Source organism: Ruminococcus sp. RTP21359st1_H3_RTP21359_211015 (genome assembly GCF_040909065.1).
GTDB classification, from domain to species: Bacteria; Bacillota; Clostridia; order Oscillospirales; family Ruminococcaceae; genus Hominimerdicola; species Hominimerdicola aceti.
Map to the genome: position 1 here is coordinate 63,850 of NZ_JBDGDD010000012.1, position 19,713 is coordinate 83,562.

The window sequence follows — 19,713 nt, forward strand, 5'->3', positions numbered from 1 at the left end:
CTTTTATTGGAGTGTTACCTTTCATTTATAGACTGGGCATGACCAACTTTGTACGGACATATTGTGTGAGTTCGTATTAAGGTTGGTTTTTTTGATTTTATAGGGGGATTTTTAATGAAAATAATCAAGGTGATAAATAATAACACCGTAAGCGTCATAGACGATAAAGGAAAAGAGCAGATAATCTCAGGCAAGGGAATAGGCTTTGGAAAAAAATACGGCGACGAGCCTGACAAGGATAAAATACAGAAAATGTATCTTGTTACAGACTCAGAGCTTAGAAAAAGGCTTATCGAGTGTCTGACCGAGATACCATATGAGCATATAAAGCTTACGGCAGATCTTGTGGACTATATTTCTTCACATATCGACGGACAGCTAAACGAGTCGCTTATAATAACACTTTCAGACCACATCTCATTTGCCATTGAAAGAAAAAAGCAGGGACTTGAATTTGAAAACCCGCTTATGGACGCCATAAGCGACTGCTTCCCGAAGGAGCTTGCTCTTGGAAGATATTGCGTGGCGGAGATATATCAGCGTTTGGGCGTTGAGCTGAGGGGTGATGAAGCGGGCTTTATCGCAATGCACATAATAAACGCAAGGCTGGGCACAAAAATGGAACAGATACAGGATATCACTAAAATGGTGAACAGTTGTGCTGAGATAGCGGACGCTTGTCTGTCAGGAAAGATAAATAAAACGTCAGTGGCATATGAAAGATTCCTTGTGCATTTAAAATATCTTGCGAAAAGACTCTTCAAATCTCAGGAGCTTCCTAATGTTCTCAGCAGGGACGAGGAGTTCGCTGATATCATAAAAAAGAAATTCAAAAAGCAGTATAAATGCGCAAAGCATATGCAGGATCATATTTTGAAGAATTATGCTAAAACTATATCGGAAGATGAAATGATAACTCTTACTATTCATCTGAAAAAAATAAGCGGATAGGCATTGTTGCCACAGCTTATATATAATGTATTCGCTGCGGTATTATCATTAACGGTACCATAATGATAATTCGACTGAGATATAATTTTTTTGGAGGATATTATTATTATGAAGGATAAAATTTTCGGCGTATTGCAGCGTGTGGGACGCTCTTTCATGCTCCCTATCGCATTGCTGCCGGTGGCGGGTCTGCTTCTTGGAATAGGCAGCTCTTTCACCAACGCCACAACTATCGAAACCTATCATCTTGGCAAATTCATCTATGAGGGCGGTGTGCTTTACACTATACTCGACATAATGAGCAAAACGGGAAGCGCCGTTTTCGATAACCTTGCGCTTCTGTTTGCAATGGGCGTTGCTATCGGAATGGCAAAGAAGGAAAAAGAAGTCGCAGCCCTTTCGGGTGCTATCGCCTATATCGTAATGAACACCACAATCAGCGCACTTATCACCGCAAAGGGCGGCGTTGAGGCAATGGCAGAAAACTCCACAACGTCAGTGCTTGGTATCACCACGCTGCAAATGGGCGTTTTCGGCGGTATCCTTGTAGGACTTGGCGTTGCGGCACTGCACAACAAGTTCTATAAAACAGAACTTCCGCAGGTGCTCTCATTCTTCGGCGGAACAAGATTTGTTCCTATCGTTTCAACTGTCACATACCTTATCGTTGGTATCATAATGTTCTATCTGTGGCCTATCGTACAGCTTGGTATCTCAAAGCTTGGCGTGCTCGTTCTCAACTCAGGCTATGCAGGCACATGGATATACGGAATACTTGAACGTGCTCTTATCCCATTCGGACTTCATCACGTTTTCTATATGCCTTTCTGGCAGACAGAGCTTGGCGGCTCGATGATGATAGACGGCAACATGGTAGCAGGCGCACAGAACATCTTCTTTGCAGAGCTTGCTTCAAAGTCAACAGAAGTTTTCTCAGTATCGGCAACAAGATTTATGGCAGGAAAATTCCCGTTCATGATATTTGGTCTTCCTGCTGCAGCATTTGCAATGTACAAAACTGCCCGTCCTGAAAAGAAAAAGGTAGTAGGAAGCTTGCTTCTGTCAGCGGCTCTTACTTCAATGATAACAGGTATAACAGAGCCTTTGGAGTTCACATTTCTGTTTGTTGCTCCTCTTATGTACGCTGTTCATTGTGTATTGGCAGGACTTTCCTATATGCTCATGCACATTCTTAACGTTGGCGTTGGAATGACATTCTCAGGCGGTCTTATAGACATGACCCTTTTCGGAATTTTGCAGGGCAACGCAAAGACCCACTGGATATGGATAGTTGTTGTTGGACTTATCTATGCAGTTGTTTACTACTTTGTGTTCTACTTTATGATAACAAAGATGAATCTTAAAACACCTGGCAGAGAGCCTGATGACGTTGAGCCTAAGCTTTATCGCAGAAGCGACGTGAACGAGGCTAAGGCGGCAAAGGTAAAGAGCACAGACAAGAGGGCTTCAGACGTTGTAAGCGCAATGATACTCAAAGGTCTTGGGGGTAAAGATAACCTTTCCGACGTTGACTGCTGTGCAACAAGACTTAGAGTTACAGTAAATGACGCCTCAAAGGTCATGGACGATATGCTCAAAGCCAGCGGTGCTTCGGGCGTTATCCACAAGGGCAACGGCGTTCAGGTCATTTACGGACCAAAGGTCTCAGTTATAAAATCAGATCTTGAGGATTTTATTGATTCACCATACAGCGACGACCCTGACAGCATTATCGGCACTGAGAAAGCTTCTGATAAAATAGAAGAAAAACCGCAGACCGAGGGTGCAGAAAACACAGAAACTAACGGCAAGACAATAACGCTTTACTCCCACATGAACGGCACTGCTGTTAAGCTTGAGGACGTTGAGGACGAGGTGTTCTCACAAAAGATACTGGGCGAGGGCGCAGCCGTTGAGCCGTCAGAGGGCAAGCTTTACGCCCCATGCGACGGAAAGATAGACAGCGTTTTTGACACAAAGCATGCCGTAAATATGGTATCGGACGATGGAGTGGAGATACTTCTCCATATCGGTATCGACACTGTAAAGCTTGGCGGACAGTATTTTGAAGCCCATGTCAGCGACGGTCAGGAAGTTAAAAAAGGCGACCTGCTCATAAGCTTTGATATGGATAAGATAAAAGCCGCAGGCTATAAGGTGACAACGCCTTTAATAATAGGCAACACGGACGATTATGCGTCTGTTGAACCTGTTGCACAAAACAGCGTTTCGGCAGGAGATATGATCTTGAAGATAAAATAATTATTTGGAGGTATTCATCATGAAAACATTTAGCTACACTATCACAGACGAAGTTGGTATCCACGCAAGACCAGCAGGACTTCTTGCAAAGAAAGCAAAGGAGTTCGAGAGCGTTTGCACTATCGAAAAGGGCGGAAAGAGCGTGAACATCACAAAGCTTATGGCTCTTATGGGTCTTGGCGTTAAGCAGGGCGATACTGTTACTGTTACCTGCGAGGGTGCAGACGAGGACAAGGCTTCCGAAGCACTCAAGGCATTTTTTGAGAAAACACTTTAATTATTATCTGTCAGCTGGGCGGTAAAAGCCGTCCAGCCGGCGGGACGTTTCTGCGGCGTGTTCGCAGGGGCGTCCCATCGGCTGGAAACAGCGTGAAAAATAATAAGATCTATGAGAAAAGAGGCGGATATTTATGACTAAGTATACAGGAAAAGGCGTTTACGGTGCGGTAGCAATGGGTAAGATCTCAGTATTCAAAAAGCAGGATACCGCTATAAAACGTATTCACACAGAAGACAGCAAGGGAGAAAAGAAGCGAGTTGCCAAAGCTAAGCAGGCAGCCACAGAACAGCTCCAGAGCATTTATGACAAGGCACTCAGAGAGGTTGGCGAAACAAACGCTCAGATCTTTGAGATACACATGATGATGCTTGAAGATGATGATTATAACGAGTCTATAGAGAATATCATCGACAGCCAGAAGGTCAACGCAGAATATGCAGTGGCAGTGACGGCAGACAACTTTGCGGAGATGTTTGCTTCTATGGACGATCCTTATATGCAGGCAAGAGCCGCAGATGTAAAGGATATTTCCAACAGGATCATCGCAAACCTCACGGGCAATGTCAGCGACGGCTCAGCAGGTGACGACAAGATGATAGTTTGTGCCGATGATCTTGCACCAAGCGAAACTATATCTCTTGATAAAGACAAGGTGCTTGCCTTTGTTACTGCACATGGCTCATCAAATTCACATACAGCTATCCTTGCAAGAAATATGAACATACCTGCGGTAATAGGTGTAGGAAGCAAATTCCTGTCAGAAATAAAGGACGGCGACTTTGCTATCGTTGACGGTTTCACAGGGGAGATATTCGTTGACCCTGATGAAAAGACCACCGCTGAACTTACCGCAAAGCAGAAAGCAGACGAGGAGAAAAAGCGTCTTTTGCAGACCCTCAAAGGCAAGGAGAATGTCACAAAGGACGGTAAAAAGATAAACATTTATGCAAATATCGGAAGCGTTGACAACATCGGTGCTGTGCTTCTCAATGACGCAGGAGGAATAGGTCTTTTCAGAAGCGAGTTTCTCTATCTTGAAAACTCAGATTTCCCTACAGAGGAACAGCAGTTTCATGCTTATAAGCGTGTTCTTGAGAGCATGGCAGGGAAAAAGGTCATCATAAGAACGCTCGATATCGGTGCTGACAAGCAGGTGGATTATTTCGGTCTGAAAAAAGAGGAAAACCCAGCTTTGGGATACAGAGCAATAAGAATTTGTCTTACAAGACCTGAGATATTCAAAACTCAGCTCAGAGCGCTTTTCAGAGCTTCCGTATACGGCAATCTGGGCATAATGTTCCCTATGATAACAAGCGTTTCAGAGGTAGAAAAAGCCCTTGCTATGTGTGGTGAAGTCAAGGCTGAGCTTAAAGAACAGGGTATAACAGTTTCTGACAGCGTTGAGCTTGGCATCATGATAGAGACCCCTGCTGCGGCTATCATAAGCGATAAGCTTGCAAAGCTTGTGGACTTTTTCAGCGTTGGCACTAATGACCTCACTCAGTATACCCTTGCTTGCGACAGACAGAACCCTGATATAGAGCAGTTCTGCGACACTCACCATGAGGCTATACTTAGACTTATTGAAATGTCTGCAGAGAATGCCCACAAGAACGGCGCATGGATAGGTATATGCGGTGAGCTTGCGGCTGACACTACTCTCACAGAAACCTTCCTGAGAATGGGCATTGACGAGCTTTCAGTTTCTCCGACCTTTGTTCTTAAGGTAAGGGACGCTGTAAGAAATATTGACCTCTCCAAATAATTTCTCATAGATCTTCACGCAAAGAACGCATCCTCGTTCATATGGACGGGGGTGTGTTCTTTTATTTGACAGATATGCTTTAATGTGCTAAAATATCTTATCGGCACAATCGTGTTTGTACATAAGTTTGTTATCAATGCACAAAAAATAAAAGTAAAATTTGTATACTATTTTGCCATAAAATCTCCCGTGCAGAATCGTATATAAGTTATCGAGGGGTGTGAAAGACTTGACCGACACTGAGTTCGATTTCAGGGTGGAGCTGATCCTGAAAAATGACAAAAACGGGCTTAGGGAGATCTATCAATGCTACGGCAAGGTGATATATAACATCATGCTTGACATTGTGAAAAGTCCTCAGGACGCTGAGGACCTCACATCAGATTTTTTCCTAAAGCTATGGGACACCGCAGGTCAGTACCGAAAGGGAACGGGGCATAAGCGATATCTGACTGTAATGGCGAAAAATCTCGCTCTTGACTTTATCAGAAAAAGGCGGCACGAAACGCCGACCCTTGACGATGATGAAGCAGGGCACAAAGAACAGCAGGACAGTATGCGGGTAGACGACGATGTGATCGGAAAGCTCACCTTCGAGGAGGCTTTGAAGCTGCTTTCAGAGGGCGAAAGGGATATCCTGAACATGAGGCTTGGAATGGATATGACATTTCGTGAGATAAGTCGGGCAGTGGGGAAGCCGCTGGGTACTGTCACATGGAAATACCGTCAGGCTGTTTTCAAACTAAAAAAGACCATAAAGGAGGACAGTATCTATGGCTAAGAACATAAAATTTCTTTACAAAAAGCATATTTCTGATACTGCCCCTGACATGGAAAAGCTCTGGGACAGGATAGAGGGACAGCTTGAAAACAAAACGGACAAAGATCAGACACAGATAAAAGTAAGCCGCAGAAATTACAGAAAATTTGCAGCGGCAGCAGCCTCGCTCGTGCTTATTATCGGCGGCGTAAGCCTTTACGCCGATATCCGCTCAGAGTCGGACAGTGTTTCAAAGCATAGCGTAGAAACGGCTGACAAGGCTAGGCTTGAAAACAGAGAAGAAAAGACATACGAACAGCTCAGTTTCAGCCACACAGACACAAAGGCTTATGAGGACAGCTACATTCCAAAGGGCGATGATTATTTCACAGAGGACAGCGTTCTGGAAGATACAGACTTCTTTGCAGATGTGACAGTGCTTTCAGCAAGGCTCGACAGCGACAGCGCACATTACACCCTGAGAATAAACAGCCTTGTATCAAAGACAGGAGAAGAAAGCGAAACAAATATCACCATTGAAAGCTCTACCCCTTATATCATGCAGGAAAACAGAGAATATTTCATACCACTGAGGAAAGAAAACGGCATTTATTCTATGGCATTTGAAAATGCACCTCAGATAGAAATTTCTCTTGACGGGGATATCGTTTTTCAAAACGGCTGGAAAAGTCTTGACGATGATTCGGGTATTCTTAAAGACTCGCAGAAAAGCAAGAACGATTATTTCTATGACCGAATGAGATATTCCTCGAAAAACGATCTGCAAGACCTGCTTGCTAAGTGGAGGACTATGTAGCTAACAACGCAAGGGCATATCGCCCACGCTATTTTACGGGAGATGACAGCTATGAAAAAGACAACTTCAAACAGCATAAAAAGAAACTTGATCACAGCTCTGTCGCTTATGATGACGGCGACAATGCTTGCTTCATGCGGAAGCGGTTATGACGGCTCGGAGAGCAGAAAGAGCGGCAGCTATAACAATGAAAGAACAACTGCGGAAAACTACAGATACAGCAATGTTACAGCCGGAGATACTGACGGCACGGCGAATATAGGAGGGGGTTACAATACCGAGGAATATAACCATCTGACCGAAAACGGCTATAAGCTCGTTTCAGACGAACCGCTTTCCACCTTTTCCACAGACATTGACACTGCTTCCTATACAAACGTGAGAAGAATGATAAACGACGGCTGGGAGGTCGACACTGACGCTGTGAGAACAGAGGAGTTCATAAACTATTTCAAGTATGACTATGAAAAGCCTGCGGAGGGTGCGGTGTCTATAAATACCGAGCTTTCCGATTGTCCTTGGAACAGTGAAGCAAAGCTTATGCTGGTGGGGCTTCAGGCAAGGGAAGCAAAGGTCAAGGACGTTCCTACAAACCTTGTTTTCCTCATAGACGTGAGCGGCTCAATGGAGGACGAGGATAAGCTTCCTCTTGTTCAGCAGGCTTTCTCAATGCTTGCTGAAAACCTTGGGGCTGATGACAGAGTTTCTATCGTCACTTATGCAGGCAGCGACAGCGTTGTTCTTGAGGGCGAAAGTGGCGACAACAGCGAGGAGATAGTTTCAGCACTTAACAGCCTGTCAGCAGGCGGCTCGACAGCAGGTGCGGCAGGAATTACCACAGCTTACAAGCTTGCAGAGGAGTATTTCATAGAGGGCGGCAACAACAGAGTTATACTTGCAACTGACGGCGATCTGAACGTTGGTCTGTCAAGTGAAGAAGAGCTTACCGATCTTATATCACAAAAGCGTGACTCAGGGGTATATCTCTCAGTGCTTGGCTTCGGCTCAGGAAACTATAAGGATAACAGGCTTGAAGCCCTTGCTGATAACGGCAACGGAAACTATGCTTATATCGACAGCGTTGACGAAGCAAAAAGAGTGCTTGTAACAGAAATGAGCGGAACTCTTTTCACTGTCGCAAAGGACGCAAAGGTGCAGATAGAGTTTAATCCCGAAAATGTTTCAGCATACAGGCTGGTGGGCTATGAAAACAGACTTCTCAATGACGAGGACTTTGAGGACGATACAAAGGACGCAGGCGATATCGGTTCGGGTCAGCAGGTCACGGTTTTGTATGAGATAGTGCCAAATAACGGCAATGAAAAGTCGCTGAAATATCAGGATAACGAGAGCAAGGCTGAAACCAACGAGCTCAGCGGGGAAATGCTCACAGTTTCAGTGAGGTATAAAGACCCGGAGGCGAGCGAAAGCAAGCTTATAGACAAGTCTGTTATGTGTTCTGACTATACAGAGGCTGTGTCACAGAATTTTGCAAAGGCTTGCTCTGCGGCAGAGTTTGCAATGGTGCTTAGAAACAGCGACTATGCAAGCGGTCTTACCGCTCAGGGCGTTGTGGATTATATGGAACAAAACAATGTTGACAACAGCGAGCTTTTTGAACTCATATACAAATATATGCAAAACGGCACAGGCAGCGAGGCAAGCTACTGGTAAAAAACTAAATCGAGGGGGTGCTGCATGGTCAGCACCCCTTTGGACCATAAAATTTACCTCTTGCATAGAAATCTGCACCTGTCAGCCAAAAGGGGTTTACATGAAAAGAAAAATAGATTATAATAAGGCTGTCAGATAAAACGGGGGTGAAAGCGTGAAGGTCAGGATAGAGATAGACGAGAATATGTCTGAAGACGAGATAGTCATAAGGTGCGCACAGCCCGATGAACGTGTGCTTAAAATGAAAAGGGCGGCGGAGTCGGCAGAGGGCGATCCTGAGATAGCTTTTTTCAAAGACGCTGTTCAGTTCTATCCTCCCCTTGATTCCATACTGTTTTTTGAAACAGGGGAACATAATCTTAACGCACATACCTCTGACGACGTTTTTCAGGTCAAAATGAAGCTTTTCGAGCTTGAAGAGATACTTCCACGAAAGTTCGTGCGGGTGTCAAAATCAGCAATCGTGAATGTAAAGCACATCTATTCCGTTGAGCGAAACATAACCTCTGCAAGCCTTATAAGCTTTGCAGGCACTCACAAACAGCTTTACGCCTCACGAAGCTATTACAAGCTTTTGAAGCTCAGACTTGGAGAAAGGAGATTTCTATGAAAAACAAAAATCTTATATGGGGCTTGTTCTTTATCCTTGCGGGCGTTGCGCTTATCCTTGACCGCACAGGTCTGCTTGGAAGTGTAAGCGTGTGGAGCGTTGTGATCTCACTGCTCCTCGTTCCTGTTATCGTAACGAGCGTCAGACACCTTAACTTCTGGGGAATATTCTTCCCTATGGCTATCATGGCGATACTCTTTGACGAAACTCTCGGCATCGAGAAGTTCACCCCATGGCCTGTTTTGGGTGCGGCACTGCTTCTCAGCGTGGGATTTTCATTTATTTTCCCTTACCGCTACAGGTTTACCCAAAACAAGTGGACCACCCACACTACCGATAATCCTGCATGGGATAAATCTTCAGACAACGGGGAATATGTGCGTATCGACGCAAAATTTTCAGGCTGCACAAAGTATATAACCTCAAAGGTGTTGAAAAGAGTTGACATAAGCTGCCGTTACAGCGGTATGGAGGTGTATTTCGATTCTGCCGATATGGCAGGAAACGAAGTCGAGCTGAATGTTGATGTGCTTTGCGGCGGAGTGGAGCTTTATATCCCGAAGAACTGGGGCATAAAGGTGGAAGCCGACTGCGTTCTTGGCGGAATAGACCAGCCTAACGGAGCTTATGATGAAAAAGAAAAGATTCTTATCATAAAGGGCAGAGCAAAGATCGCAGGAATAGATATAACATATGTTTAGTCTTATGTGAAAGAACAAAAGTAAAAGCTGCGGAGTTTTCCCTCCGCAGCTTTTTGTATGTCTAATTATTCTTGAAGTATCATCTTGTCTGAAAGTTCGTCCTCGGCAGTGTCGGAATAAAGCTTCATAAGCTTTTCCACCGTCATGTTTGCTCTCTGCTCGCCCTCGATAGTAAGAAGCAGTTTGCCTTGGCTCATTACGATAGTCTTGTTGCCGTATTCAATGGCATTTGAAATGTTGTGTGTTATCATAAGAGTAGTCAGTGCGTTTTCTTTTACTATTTTTTCGGTTATCCTCATGACCTTTTCTGCGGTCTTGGGGTCAAGTGCCGCAGTGTGTTCGTCAAGAAGCAGAAGCTTTGGTGTAACGATAGTCGCCATAAGCAATGTGAGCGCCTGTCGCTGTCCGCCTGAGAGCAGGCCCACAGGCATTTTCATTCTGTCCTCAAGACCTAAGTCAAGCTCCTTGAGCCTTTCTCTGAACACTGAAACGTCCTTTTTCCTGATACCGATAGTCAGCGAACGACGCTTTCCACGACTGTAGGCAAGGCCGAGATTTTCCTCTATGGTCATGTTTGGCGCAGTTCCTCTCAGCGGGTCTTGGAAAAGCCTGCCTATAGTTCTTGCACGTTGATGCTCCTTTAGGTGAGTGATGTTCTTTCCGTCAAGGAATATCTTGCCGGTGTCAGCCTCGTAGCTGCCACTGATAACGTTCATAAGTGTGGATTTTCCTGCACCGTTTGAACCTATTACAGTAACGAAATCTCCGTCAGCCACATCAAGGTCTATGTGCTGGAGTGCCTTACGCTCATTGGCAGTGTTCTTGTTGAAGGTTATGTTTATATTTTCAAGCTTAAGCATTTTAAACCTCCTATTTGTCACTGCATACACGCTTGTATGCCTTTGTGATATACTTCTTGATAGCAGGCAGAGAGATAGCAAGGGCAACTATGCAGGCTGAGAAAAGCTTTGTGTAGTTGCTGTCCATACCGAGATTCATTGCAAAAGCAAGAACAAATCTGTATGCCACCGCACCGAATATCGCCGCAAGTATTCCGCAGAGGATCGAGTGCTTGCTGAAGAATATCTCGCCGATAATGATAGAGGCAAGACCTACCACCAGCATACCTGTACCGCTGTTTGAGTCGCCTGCCGAGGAATACTGAGCGTACATTGCGCCTGAAAGGGATACCAAAGCGTTTGCAATGGCAAAGCCCAGTATCTTCATTCTGTCTGAGTTTATTGAAGAAGCCCTAACCATGTATTCGTTGTCGCCTGTGGCTCTAAGTGACATTCCTGCCTGAGTTTTAAGAAACCAGAAAAGCAGAACAGCCGCAATAACAAGCACGATACCTGCCGCCGCAAGCTTGTAATAGTCGCCGAAATATTTCTGAGCCATTGTAAATATAGTATCTTTCTTATAGAGTGAAATATTAGGTCTGTCCATGATTTTCAGGTTTATGGAATAAAGAGCCGTCATTGTGATTATTCCCGCAAGTATAGGCTGAACGTTGAGTTTTGTGATAAGTATTCCCGTCACACTTCCTGCGATAGCTCCTGCAACTATTGACAGCAGTATTCCCTTGATAGGGTCGCCGTTGAAAGCCTGCATAACTGATACTGCAACGCCAAGGGTGAAAGTTCCGTCTACCGACAGGTCAGGGATATCAAGTATCCTGAATGAGATGAATATTCCAAGTGCAAGGATAGAAAAAACAAGACCCTTTTCAAATGTTCCCGTAACAACGCTTTCCGTGAGCTGAGTGTTTATTATCACAAGAAGTAAGATCAAAAGCACAGCTTTCGGTATAAGCGAGATAACTGTTTTCTTATTCAGTTTCATAAAATTTTCCTTTCAATAAAAAATAGCAGGGAGCGAAAGTCCCGCTCCCTACTATTATACTATGTTTGCTTTGATTTTGCAATAGTTTAATCGAAGTAAACTGTCTTTTCTCCGTTTGCAATATCGTCAGAAATAGTGATACCGATCGTGTCAGCAGTTGTCTTGTTGATGTAAGTGCTGAGGTCTTCGTTGAATACCTTTATTGGTATCTCGGAAGCCTTCTTTTCACCGCTGAGTATCTGAGCTGCCATGTTTGCAGTTTCCTTACCAAGGTCGGAATACTCGATACCAACAGTGCCAAGACCGCCGTCCATTACCATTGAGTCAGCGCCAACGAACATTGGAACCTTCGCCTTGTTCATAACTTCTGTAACTGTACCCATAGCGCCTGCGATAGTGTTGTCGTTAGGGGAGAATACAGCGTCGCACTTTGCGGCAAGGTTCTGAGCAGCTTCCTGCACCTCAGATGTGTTTGAAGCAGCGCCTTCGATAACAGCGATGCCCTTTTCCTCACAGTAAGCCTTTACTTCTTTAAGGGTTGAAACTGAGTTGTCCTCGCCTGTGTTGTAAAGATAACCGAGAGTTTTTATTTCAGGCTTCATTTCAAGCGCAAAGTCAAGTATCTTTGTGATAGCGAGCTTGTCAGATGTGCCTGTGATGTTTGCCCCTGTGCTTTCAAGCGAGTCACAAAGACCTGCACCGATAGGGTCTGTTACTGCTGAGAATACTACAGGTATCTCCTCAGAGTATGGAGCTGCGAGCTGTGCGCATGGTGTTGTGATAGCGATGATGATATCGTCACCGTCAGCCTTGAACTGGTCGAGTATCTGCTGAACAGTTGTTGACTCGTTGTTAGCCTGCTGAGCGTCGATAGTGCAGTTTTTGCCGTCAACATAGCCAAGCTCTGCAAGTCTGTCGATAACAGCATCTCTGATAGTGTTGAGAGATGTATGCTCCATTATCTGCACAATGCCTATCTTATAGTGCTTTTCTGATGAGCCGCCTGCCTTTGAATCGTTTGAGGAGTCCTCCTTAACGCCGCATGACGCAAGAGCAGCCACAGCCATTACCGCTGCAGCGGCAAGTGCCAGAACTTTTCTTAACTTCATATATGTACCATTCCTTTCGTATTTACGGGGATTTTACCCTACTACTCTATTAAAGCACAGCCGTAAAAGTTTGTCAAGTAAAAGATAAAAGGATTGTAGAAATAGTAAAAGCTACAGAGAAAATCCCCATGGATTTTGTATGTTTTGCAGTTGGTTGACAGAAATGTGAAAAAAGGCTATAATGATATCTGTAATATTGCAGAGCAGGAGGTTTTGTATTGGGACTAAAAAGGGCTTTCGTGATAGGGCTTTGTCTTGCGGCGGTGGCAGCGGTGGTAATGCTCGCTGCATTTATAATAAGACCGCCGAAAATATATATAAGCGAGATATGCCCCTCAAACAGCGAAACATCTAAGAAAACAGCTATGCAGGACAAAAACGGAGAACCAAGCGATTGGATAGAGATATATAATCCTACAAATAGAGATATTTCACTTACGGGATTTTCACTTTCAAAAAATGGCGGTGGAGATCAGCCTTTGGGCGGATATGTCATTAAAGCCCATGACTATATAATAGTATACTGCTTGTCAGCAGGCTTTGAGAATGCTGATTTTCCTCACGCTGATTTCAGCATAGGCAAGGTCAGCGAAGCGGAGATAATATTGAAATATGACTCGTTCCAGTGTGAGAGCATAAAAATGCCTAAGCTTAACAAGGGCGTGAGCTATTCTAAAAATGTCAAGGGTGAAATGTACGTTTCAGAGCCTACACCTCTTGCGGCGAATGCAGAGAAAACTATCGGAGATACACCTGTGTTTTCTCAGGCGGCAGGTAGCTATGAAAAGGCTTTTGACCTTGAGATAACCGCAGGAGAGGGTCAGACGGTGTATTACACCACCGACGGCACCGACCCTGCCACGTCGGACACAAGAAAGGTCTATGAAAATGCCCTGAGAATTGACGACAGGTCAGATGATGAAAATGTCCTTTCGGCTTATGACCCTATGAAGATACAGCTTGACTATCGTGACAGCATAAAACTGCCTGACAAAAGCGCAGTTGATAAAGGCACTGTCATTAGAGCCTGCGCAGAGGGTACAAGCGGAAAGTGCGGAAAAACTGTTACTGCCACTTATTTTGTGGACGTTTCAAGTGCAGATCATAACGATCTGCCTATAGTATCCATTACCACCGATCCTGACGGGCTTTTCAACGAAAAAACGGGCATTTACAGCCTCGGAGAAGTCTATGAGGAATATGACGAAGAAAACCCCGACCACCCTTTGAACGGCTCTATCCCTGCAAACTATAATCAGCGTGGCAGAGAGTGGGAAAAGGAATGTTATGTGGAGTATTTCGACAGCGAGGGCAACAGCCTTATTTCTCAGGATTGCGGCATAAGGATACAAGGCGGCTGGTCTAGGGCGGATTATCAAAAGTCGTTCAGGCTTTATGCTCGAAACGATTACGGCAAAAACTCTTTTGATACAGTTTTCTGGGATAGCTTTACAGATGTAAACGGCGAGGCTATCACCTCCTGCAAGACCTTTGTGCTTAGAAACGGCGGGAATGACGCCAATTATTCAAAATTCAAGGACATGATGATACAAAATATGGTGTCAGGCAGAGGTGTTGAAACTCAGCAGGGAACAGCCTGCGTGGTGTTTATAGACGGTGAATACTGGGGACTTTATACTCTCCAATCCGATTACAGCGACAGATATTTTGCGGATAGATACAATGTAGCAAAAAGCAACGTTGTCATGTATAAAAATGATGAGCTGAGCGAGGGTGAGGCTGAGGACGAAAAGCTTTTCAATGATATGTATAAGTTTATCACAGAAAACGATATGTCCATTGAGGAGAATTATCGCAAAGCCTGCGCAATGATAGATATGGATAACCTTGTGGAGTATGCCGCCACGGAAATGTATATCTTCAATGACGATTGGCCGCAGAACAACTATGCTTGCTGGCGCACAAGAACCATAGAGCAGGGCAATAGCTATGCAGATGGCAGATGGCGCTTTGTGCTTTTCGATACGGAATCGTCATGCTCGCATTATAACGAGAAGAATCTGGAAACAAATATGTTCTCGTATCTTAGAAGCCAAAGCTATACAACGTTTGGCGGAATACTTTGCAGCCTTATAGATAACGAGGAATTTGATTTGAAGCTCACCTCGGCAATGTGTCAGCTTGGAAGCGTGAACTTTACTGCGGAGCGGTTCGGGGAGTATCTCGAATATTATAAGAATATCTATTACGGCGAACTTGATAATTATTTCGACCGTTTTCCAACATGGGCAAACCTTGCGAAAGCTACAGACCCTATGATAATACGTTGGCAGAATTTTATTGAGGGAAGATATGATAAAGTGCTTGGCTATCTTGAAAGAGAGTTTGACTATTATGAGCGCAGAACAGTGAAGATATCAGCGGATAATGAGCAGGGAAGCGTTTTGATAGGGGGCGTTGAAATAGAAAGTGATTATAGCGGCACATATTTTGACGGCTGTGAGATAAAATTGAACGCACAAGCAAAATCAGGCTGGCATTTTGACCATTGGGAGGGCGTAAATGGCGATAATACCCAATCGGAGATAAAGGCTAAGGTGAATGGTGATATGAATATCAAAGCCGTTTTTGAAAAAGATATTGTTTAGCATAAAAAGGTCTGTCACCAAAATCAAGTGACAGACCTTTTACTATATAACTCAACCTGCAAAATCAATATCTACAGAGCATATCTCAGCGTCAGTTCCTACCCTCATGAAAGTGCCGTATACACCAACACCAGAGGTGACAATGGAGTACATGTTATCTTTCTTTATCATGCCACATGGGTTTTCCCAGAAAAGACCTATTGTCAGATTGCCTGGGAAAAGCTGCCCGTCATGTGTGTGACCTGAGAAATCTATGTCTGCACCTGCATCAGCGGTCTTTTGAAGCTCGTCAGGTTCGTGGGAAAGCACAAATATCGGCTTGGTCTTGTCAAGATCCTTCGTAAGCTCTGATATCTCTGCACGAGTGCCGTCCTCAGTACCGGGCTTGTCAGTGTCACGCCTGCCCACAAGATAAAATTCATCGTTTATCAAAACAGACTCATCATTGATAAGCTTTATGTTACACTCTTTCATAAAGTTTGTCATTTTTTCACTATGAAGCTGTTTTCCGCCCCAGTCAAAGGTAAATCCCATGAGAATTTTTTCATCTATATCGTGGTTGCCGTAGACAGCATAAACGCCGTATTTGCTCTTTATGGACTTGAGCTGTGCCTTTATACCTTCGGGATCGTCCATGCCGTCATAGCTGTTGTCAAAAATATCTCCTGCTATTATAACAATGTCAGCGTCCTGCTGGTTTATTTTCTCAACCATGTTGGTGATGTGATCCACACCGATAGCGTAACCCATGTGCAGGTCAGCCACAAGCACAGCCTTTAAATGCTTGTCACTGCCACATGACTTGTTGACAGTTACGCTGTATTCATTCACCTTGATGTTTCGTGCATTGAAAATGCCGTAAAGACAGGTCGCCACCGCACAAGCCACAACCACCGAACCAATGGAAATAACGCTTCCACGGGAAAAAAGCAGCGTGTTTTTCAGCTTCGTGTGCTTTGCGATAAGTCTTAGCAGGTCAAAAAGCACCACATACAAGAGCGAGTAGAGCATAATGCCTATCCAGTATGTAGAAATTCGCCTTATGACGATAGCAACGGCGGATTTTGGAAGCAGAAAAGCTATAACAGGCGAAAGCGCCATGAAAAGGTAGACCACTGCAAAAGGCACTTTGAAACGCAGCCAGTTAAATCTGTGGTTGCAGTGCTTCATCCAGTAGAAAAATCGGAACATCATGTATGATGATACGCCCAGATAAAAGGGCAGAAGAAATAGAAATATCATTATTATGCCACCTTATAGATAAGTGAGGAATGAGGAATTAAGGTATCGCCTGCGGCGATGATTTTTTTGTAGGGGTGACCTTTGGTCGCCTGTTTCGCCGCTTGTGGCTGATGCGTTTTTATTCCTCTTTGAATCTCTCCAAAAAGCTGTGTCTGCCCTCGTCATCTTTGTATGCAATGACCTGATTGAGCATAACGTTTTCCACGCTCTTGAAAATGTTGTATTCCACCTGCGGATTAACAAGCTTTAGCTTTGCGATAAGCTGTTTTATCTCCATACGCTTTGATACTGTCCTGCTGTCAGGTGCGCAGGTGGTGCAGGTGTCGGTGAACTTGCAGGCACACTGTATGAAACGCAGCCCGTTATAGTCACGCCACCTTTTTATGTCGTCCTCTCTGACCATATAGAGAGGTCTTATAAGCTGCATACCCTCAAAATTCGTGCTGTTGAGTTTTGGCATCATTGTCTGTATCTGTCCGCCGTAAAGCATTGACATTAGTATGGTCTCGATAACATCATCATAGTGATGTCCAAGTGCGATCTTGTTACAGCCAAGCTCCTGTGCTTTGCTGTATAAATGACCTCTTCTCATTCGAGCGCACAGATAGCATGGATTTTTCTCCACATTGTATACAGAGTCGAAAATATCAGACTCAAACACTGTTATTGGTATGTCCAGCCGCTTTGCGTTGCGCTCGATTATCTCACGGTTTGCAGGGCTGTAGCCCGGATCCATAACAAGATATTTTACCTCGAAAGGGAACTTGCTGTGGCGGTGAAGCATTTGTATGAGCTTCGCCATGAGCATTGAATCCTTGCCGCCCGATATGCACACCGCTATTTTGTCGTTAGGCTTTATAAGCTCATATTCGTTCACAGATTGTGTGAATCTGTTCCATATCTCCTTGCGGAATTTCTTTTGTATGCTCCGCTCAGCGTCCTGTGAGATATCCTCTACGACCTCTTTGGAAAGCTTTTCTCTCAGCCAGCCATAGTAGCCACCCTCTAGGTTTTCAGCGTCATAGCCAAGCTCACGGAGCTTTTCGGCCTCAGTGTCGCTTATAAGTCCGCTTTTACAGCAGATAAGAAGCTTTTTGTCCTTTGGCAGGTCGCTTTTATCAAGCTTTTCGGCAGGGATGTTCACTGCTCCGTCAATGTGACCATACTCAAAAGAAAGCTCGTCCCTTATATCTATTATCAGCGTGTTGCCGCTTGCATTTATCATTTGTCAGTTGACCTCCGCAAAATTAATCACTATTCTTTATGATAGCATAAAAATCAACTTTTTTCAAGCTTTACGCAAAAATAAAACGGCAAAGCCTGATACTTTGCCGTTTTGCTTTATGTCTTATGTCTGTTTCTTATATAGAATATTATGGATATTGCCGCTACGATAAATTCCGTGACAGGATAAGCAAGCCATACGCCAGTTAATCCTGCTGCCTTGGACATAATGAAAGCCATTGGCACGATAAGAGCAAAGCCCCTTAATATGGTGATGGTCTGAGCTGGTATGATTTTTTCAGAAGCCGCAAAAAATGCAGATATTATTATATTGAAGCCTGAGAAAAACAATCCGGTGAAGTATATTTTCATGCCGTCCTCTGCCATGTGCTGAAGAGAGTCGATATGCTCGCTGTTGAATATAGCGGCGATAGGCGTTGTGAAAAATGCAATAGCAAGGTAAACCATAAGCGCTATCACAAGCTGTGATATAATAGAATATCTCAGCACTGCTCTAAGACGGTCTTTGTTGCCAATGCCGTGAGCAGCACTGATAAGCGGCTGACCGCCTTGTGCGATACCGGTGAATATGGATACCGCCACAATGGAAGTATTCGCTATCACTGCATAAGCTGCAACGCCTGTGTTGCCTGCAAGACCAAGTATTATTATGTTGAACGCAAGCACTACGATGCCTGATGAAAGCTCAGTTATAAGCGACTGCACGCCTATGGACAATATGCCGCCAAAAGTTCTCCCTTCGTGCCTTGCCCTGACGATATGGAAGCTGTTCTTTTTGCGGAATTTGTATATGCTCAGTATGCAAAGGCTTATGACAGGCGAAAGCCCTGTTGCAAGGATAGCTCCGAAAATGCCCATATCCAGCGGGAAAATGAACACATAGTCAAGTATTATGTTTGAAAAGCTTCCTGTAAGCATTGCCGCCATTGAAAGCTTTGGGTTTCCGTCATTTCTTATAAAGCAGTTGAAAGTGTCGTTAAGCACAAAAAACGGTCCGAACATCATAAGCACTTTTAGGTAGGTATTAGTCATGCCCACAACGCTGCCCTTTGCACCAAGAAGCTTTGCAAGTGGCATTGAGAAAAACGCTCCGCCCAAAAAGTATATCGCTCCAAGCAACAGAGCCATAAGCAGTGCACAGGTGAAAACTCTGCTTCCTGCTTCGTCACGTCCTTGACTTTTGTATATTGCAAACTTTGTCGCTCCGCCCATGCCAATCATAAGTCCGGTGCCGTGGATAAGGCTGTATATCGGAATGGCGATATTCAGTGCAGTTACGCCGTCTGCACCCATGCCCTTTGCGACAAAGAACGTGTCCGCAAGGATATAGCACGATACACCTATCATTCCGAGAACGTTCAGAGAAGCGTATCTGGCAAAGTCCCTAAGATGTGAATTTTTCTTCATTTTTACCCTCCGTTTATCCCACAAAAAAACGCCGAACACCGCTGTCTTTTAAAGCCTAACGACAGCAGGTCCGACGCAAAACTTCTACCCGGCGGCAGAAGTAAGCCTTTGTTATTTAAGGCAACACCGCACAAAGCCCGCCTGACGGCTTTGCACGCCATCTGCTTGCAGATTTCCCGTCATATCACACAAAAATCCCTTGACATACGACAGTATGCCTGCGGAATTTTTATGCGATCTGACAAAAAATCTGACTACGCATCTGACGCACAATCTTTGTGCGGTATTGCCTTAAACATATAAGATTATAACAGAGTATAAAGGCATTGTCAAGAGGTAAATGACTTTGCTTTATGTTAAATAATGTAGTGCTACAATAGATATTGGACAAAATTAAGAAAAAAGAAAAGAGAGATAGGCAAAAATCTGATAAAATAAA

At 44.4% G+C, this 19,713-nt stretch carries 16 protein-coding genes; 10 read left to right on the forward strand and 6 right to left on the reverse strand.

The features are described 5' to 3' along the window. Window positions 1-114 precede the first annotated feature (114 nt). From AB5Z01_RS06810 to AB5Z01_RS06850, 9 genes are all read left to right on the forward strand, one after another. Window positions 115-951, forward strand: a complete 837-nt coding sequence (locus AB5Z01_RS06810; protein ID WP_287214929.1) for a PRD domain-containing protein — start codon at window positions 115-117, stop codon at window positions 949-951. A 108-nt stretch (window positions 952-1,059) separates the two neighbouring features. Next, window positions 1,060-3,213 carry a PTS transporter subunit IIABC gene (locus AB5Z01_RS06815; RefSeq protein ID WP_117863138.1) on the forward strand — a complete coding sequence of 718 codons (2,154 nt, stop codon included), beginning with the start codon at window positions 1,060-1,062 and terminating at the stop codon, window positions 3,211-3,213. 19 nt (window positions 3,214-3,232) lie between these two features. After that, on the forward strand, window positions 3,233-3,490 hold the full coding sequence (locus tag AB5Z01_RS06820; RefSeq protein WP_287214932.1) for an HPr family phosphocarrier protein: 258 nt from the start codon (window positions 3,233-3,235) through the stop codon (window positions 3,488-3,490). Window positions 3,491-3,623: 133 nt separating this feature from the next. After that, window positions 3,624-5,258 carry a phosphoenolpyruvate--protein phosphotransferase gene (ptsP, locus tag AB5Z01_RS06825; RefSeq protein WP_368365406.1) on the forward strand — a complete coding sequence of 545 codons (1,635 nt, stop codon included), beginning with the start codon at window positions 3,624-3,626 and terminating at the stop codon, window positions 5,256-5,258. A gap of 220 nt (window positions 5,259-5,478) precedes the next feature. Continuing rightward, window positions 5,479-6,039 carry an RNA polymerase sigma factor gene (locus AB5Z01_RS06830; protein ID WP_046440269.1) on the forward strand — a complete coding sequence of 187 codons (561 nt, stop codon included), beginning with the start codon at window positions 5,479-5,481 and terminating at the stop codon, window positions 6,037-6,039. Beyond that, entirely contained in the window at window positions 6,032-6,835 is an 804-nt protein-coding gene (locus tag AB5Z01_RS06835; protein ID WP_287214935.1) for a hypothetical protein, read from the forward strand. The genes AB5Z01_RS06830 and AB5Z01_RS06835 overlap by 8 nt, the downstream gene beginning before the upstream one ends. 51 nt (window positions 6,836-6,886) lie before the next feature. Next, complete coding sequence (locus AB5Z01_RS06840) at window positions 6,887-8,509, forward strand: von Willebrand factor type A domain-containing protein (RefSeq protein ID WP_195220471.1); 1,623 nt, start codon at window positions 6,887-6,889, stop codon at window positions 8,507-8,509. A 154-nt stretch (window positions 8,510-8,663) separates the two neighbouring features. Further along, complete coding sequence (locus tag AB5Z01_RS06845; RefSeq protein WP_038670617.1) at window positions 8,664-9,119, forward strand: LytTR family DNA-binding domain-containing protein; 456 nt, start codon at window positions 8,664-8,666, stop codon at window positions 9,117-9,119. Beyond that, window positions 9,116-9,820, forward strand: a complete 705-nt coding sequence (locus AB5Z01_RS06850; RefSeq protein WP_195220469.1) for a hypothetical protein — start codon at window positions 9,116-9,118, stop codon at window positions 9,818-9,820. The genes AB5Z01_RS06845 and AB5Z01_RS06850 overlap by 4 nt, the downstream gene beginning before the upstream one ends. A gap of 65 nt (window positions 9,821-9,885) precedes the next feature. On the opposite strand, the gene AB5Z01_RS06855 is transcribed toward AB5Z01_RS06850, so the two are convergent. From AB5Z01_RS06855 to AB5Z01_RS06865, 3 genes are all read right to left on the reverse strand, one after another. Continuing rightward, the gene (locus AB5Z01_RS06855) at window positions 9,886-10,680 is read right to left on the reverse strand and encodes an ABC transporter ATP-binding protein (RefSeq protein WP_022286550.1); all 795 of its coding nucleotides are present in this window, start codon (window positions 10,678-10,680) and stop codon (window positions 9,886-9,888) included. Window positions 10,681-10,690: 10 nt separating this feature from the next. After that, entirely contained in the window at window positions 10,691-11,662 is a 972-nt protein-coding gene (locus AB5Z01_RS06860; protein WP_368365407.1) for an ABC transporter permease, read from the reverse strand. An 86-nt stretch (window positions 11,663-11,748) separates the two neighbouring features. Continuing rightward, window positions 11,749-12,771, reverse strand: a complete 1,023-nt coding sequence (locus tag AB5Z01_RS06865; protein WP_287214942.1) for an ABC transporter substrate-binding protein — start codon at window positions 12,769-12,771, stop codon at window positions 11,749-11,751. Window positions 12,772-12,989: 218 nt separating this feature from the next. Here AB5Z01_RS06865 and AB5Z01_RS06870 point away from each other — a divergent pair, with 218 nt between their 5' ends. Continuing rightward, on the forward strand, window positions 12,990-15,380 hold the full coding sequence (locus tag AB5Z01_RS06870) for a CotH kinase family protein (protein WP_287214943.1): 2,391 nt from the start codon (window positions 12,990-12,992) through the stop codon (window positions 15,378-15,380). A gap of 51 nt (window positions 15,381-15,431) precedes the next feature. On the opposite strand, the gene AB5Z01_RS06875 is transcribed toward AB5Z01_RS06870, so the two are convergent. The 3 genes from AB5Z01_RS06875 to AB5Z01_RS06885 all read right to left on the reverse strand — a co-directional run bounded on the left by AB5Z01_RS06875 (window position 15,432) and on the right by AB5Z01_RS06885 (window position 19,274). Further along, window positions 15,432-16,622, reverse strand: coding sequence for a metallophosphoesterase (locus AB5Z01_RS06875; RefSeq protein WP_117924380.1), 1,191 nt, complete (start codon window positions 16,620-16,622; stop codon window positions 15,432-15,434). Window positions 16,623-16,740: 118 nt separating this feature from the next. Further along, window positions 16,741-17,847 carry an ATP-binding protein gene (locus AB5Z01_RS06880; protein WP_256321772.1) on the reverse strand — a complete coding sequence of 369 codons (1,107 nt, stop codon included), beginning with the start codon at window positions 17,845-17,847 and terminating at the stop codon, window positions 16,741-16,743. 116 nt (window positions 17,848-17,963) lie between these two features. Beyond that, window positions 17,964-19,274 carry an MATE family efflux transporter gene (locus AB5Z01_RS06885; protein WP_368365408.1) on the reverse strand — a complete coding sequence of 437 codons (1,311 nt, stop codon included), beginning with the start codon at window positions 19,272-19,274 and terminating at the stop codon, window positions 17,964-17,966. Window positions 19,275-19,713: the final 439 nt, after the last annotated feature.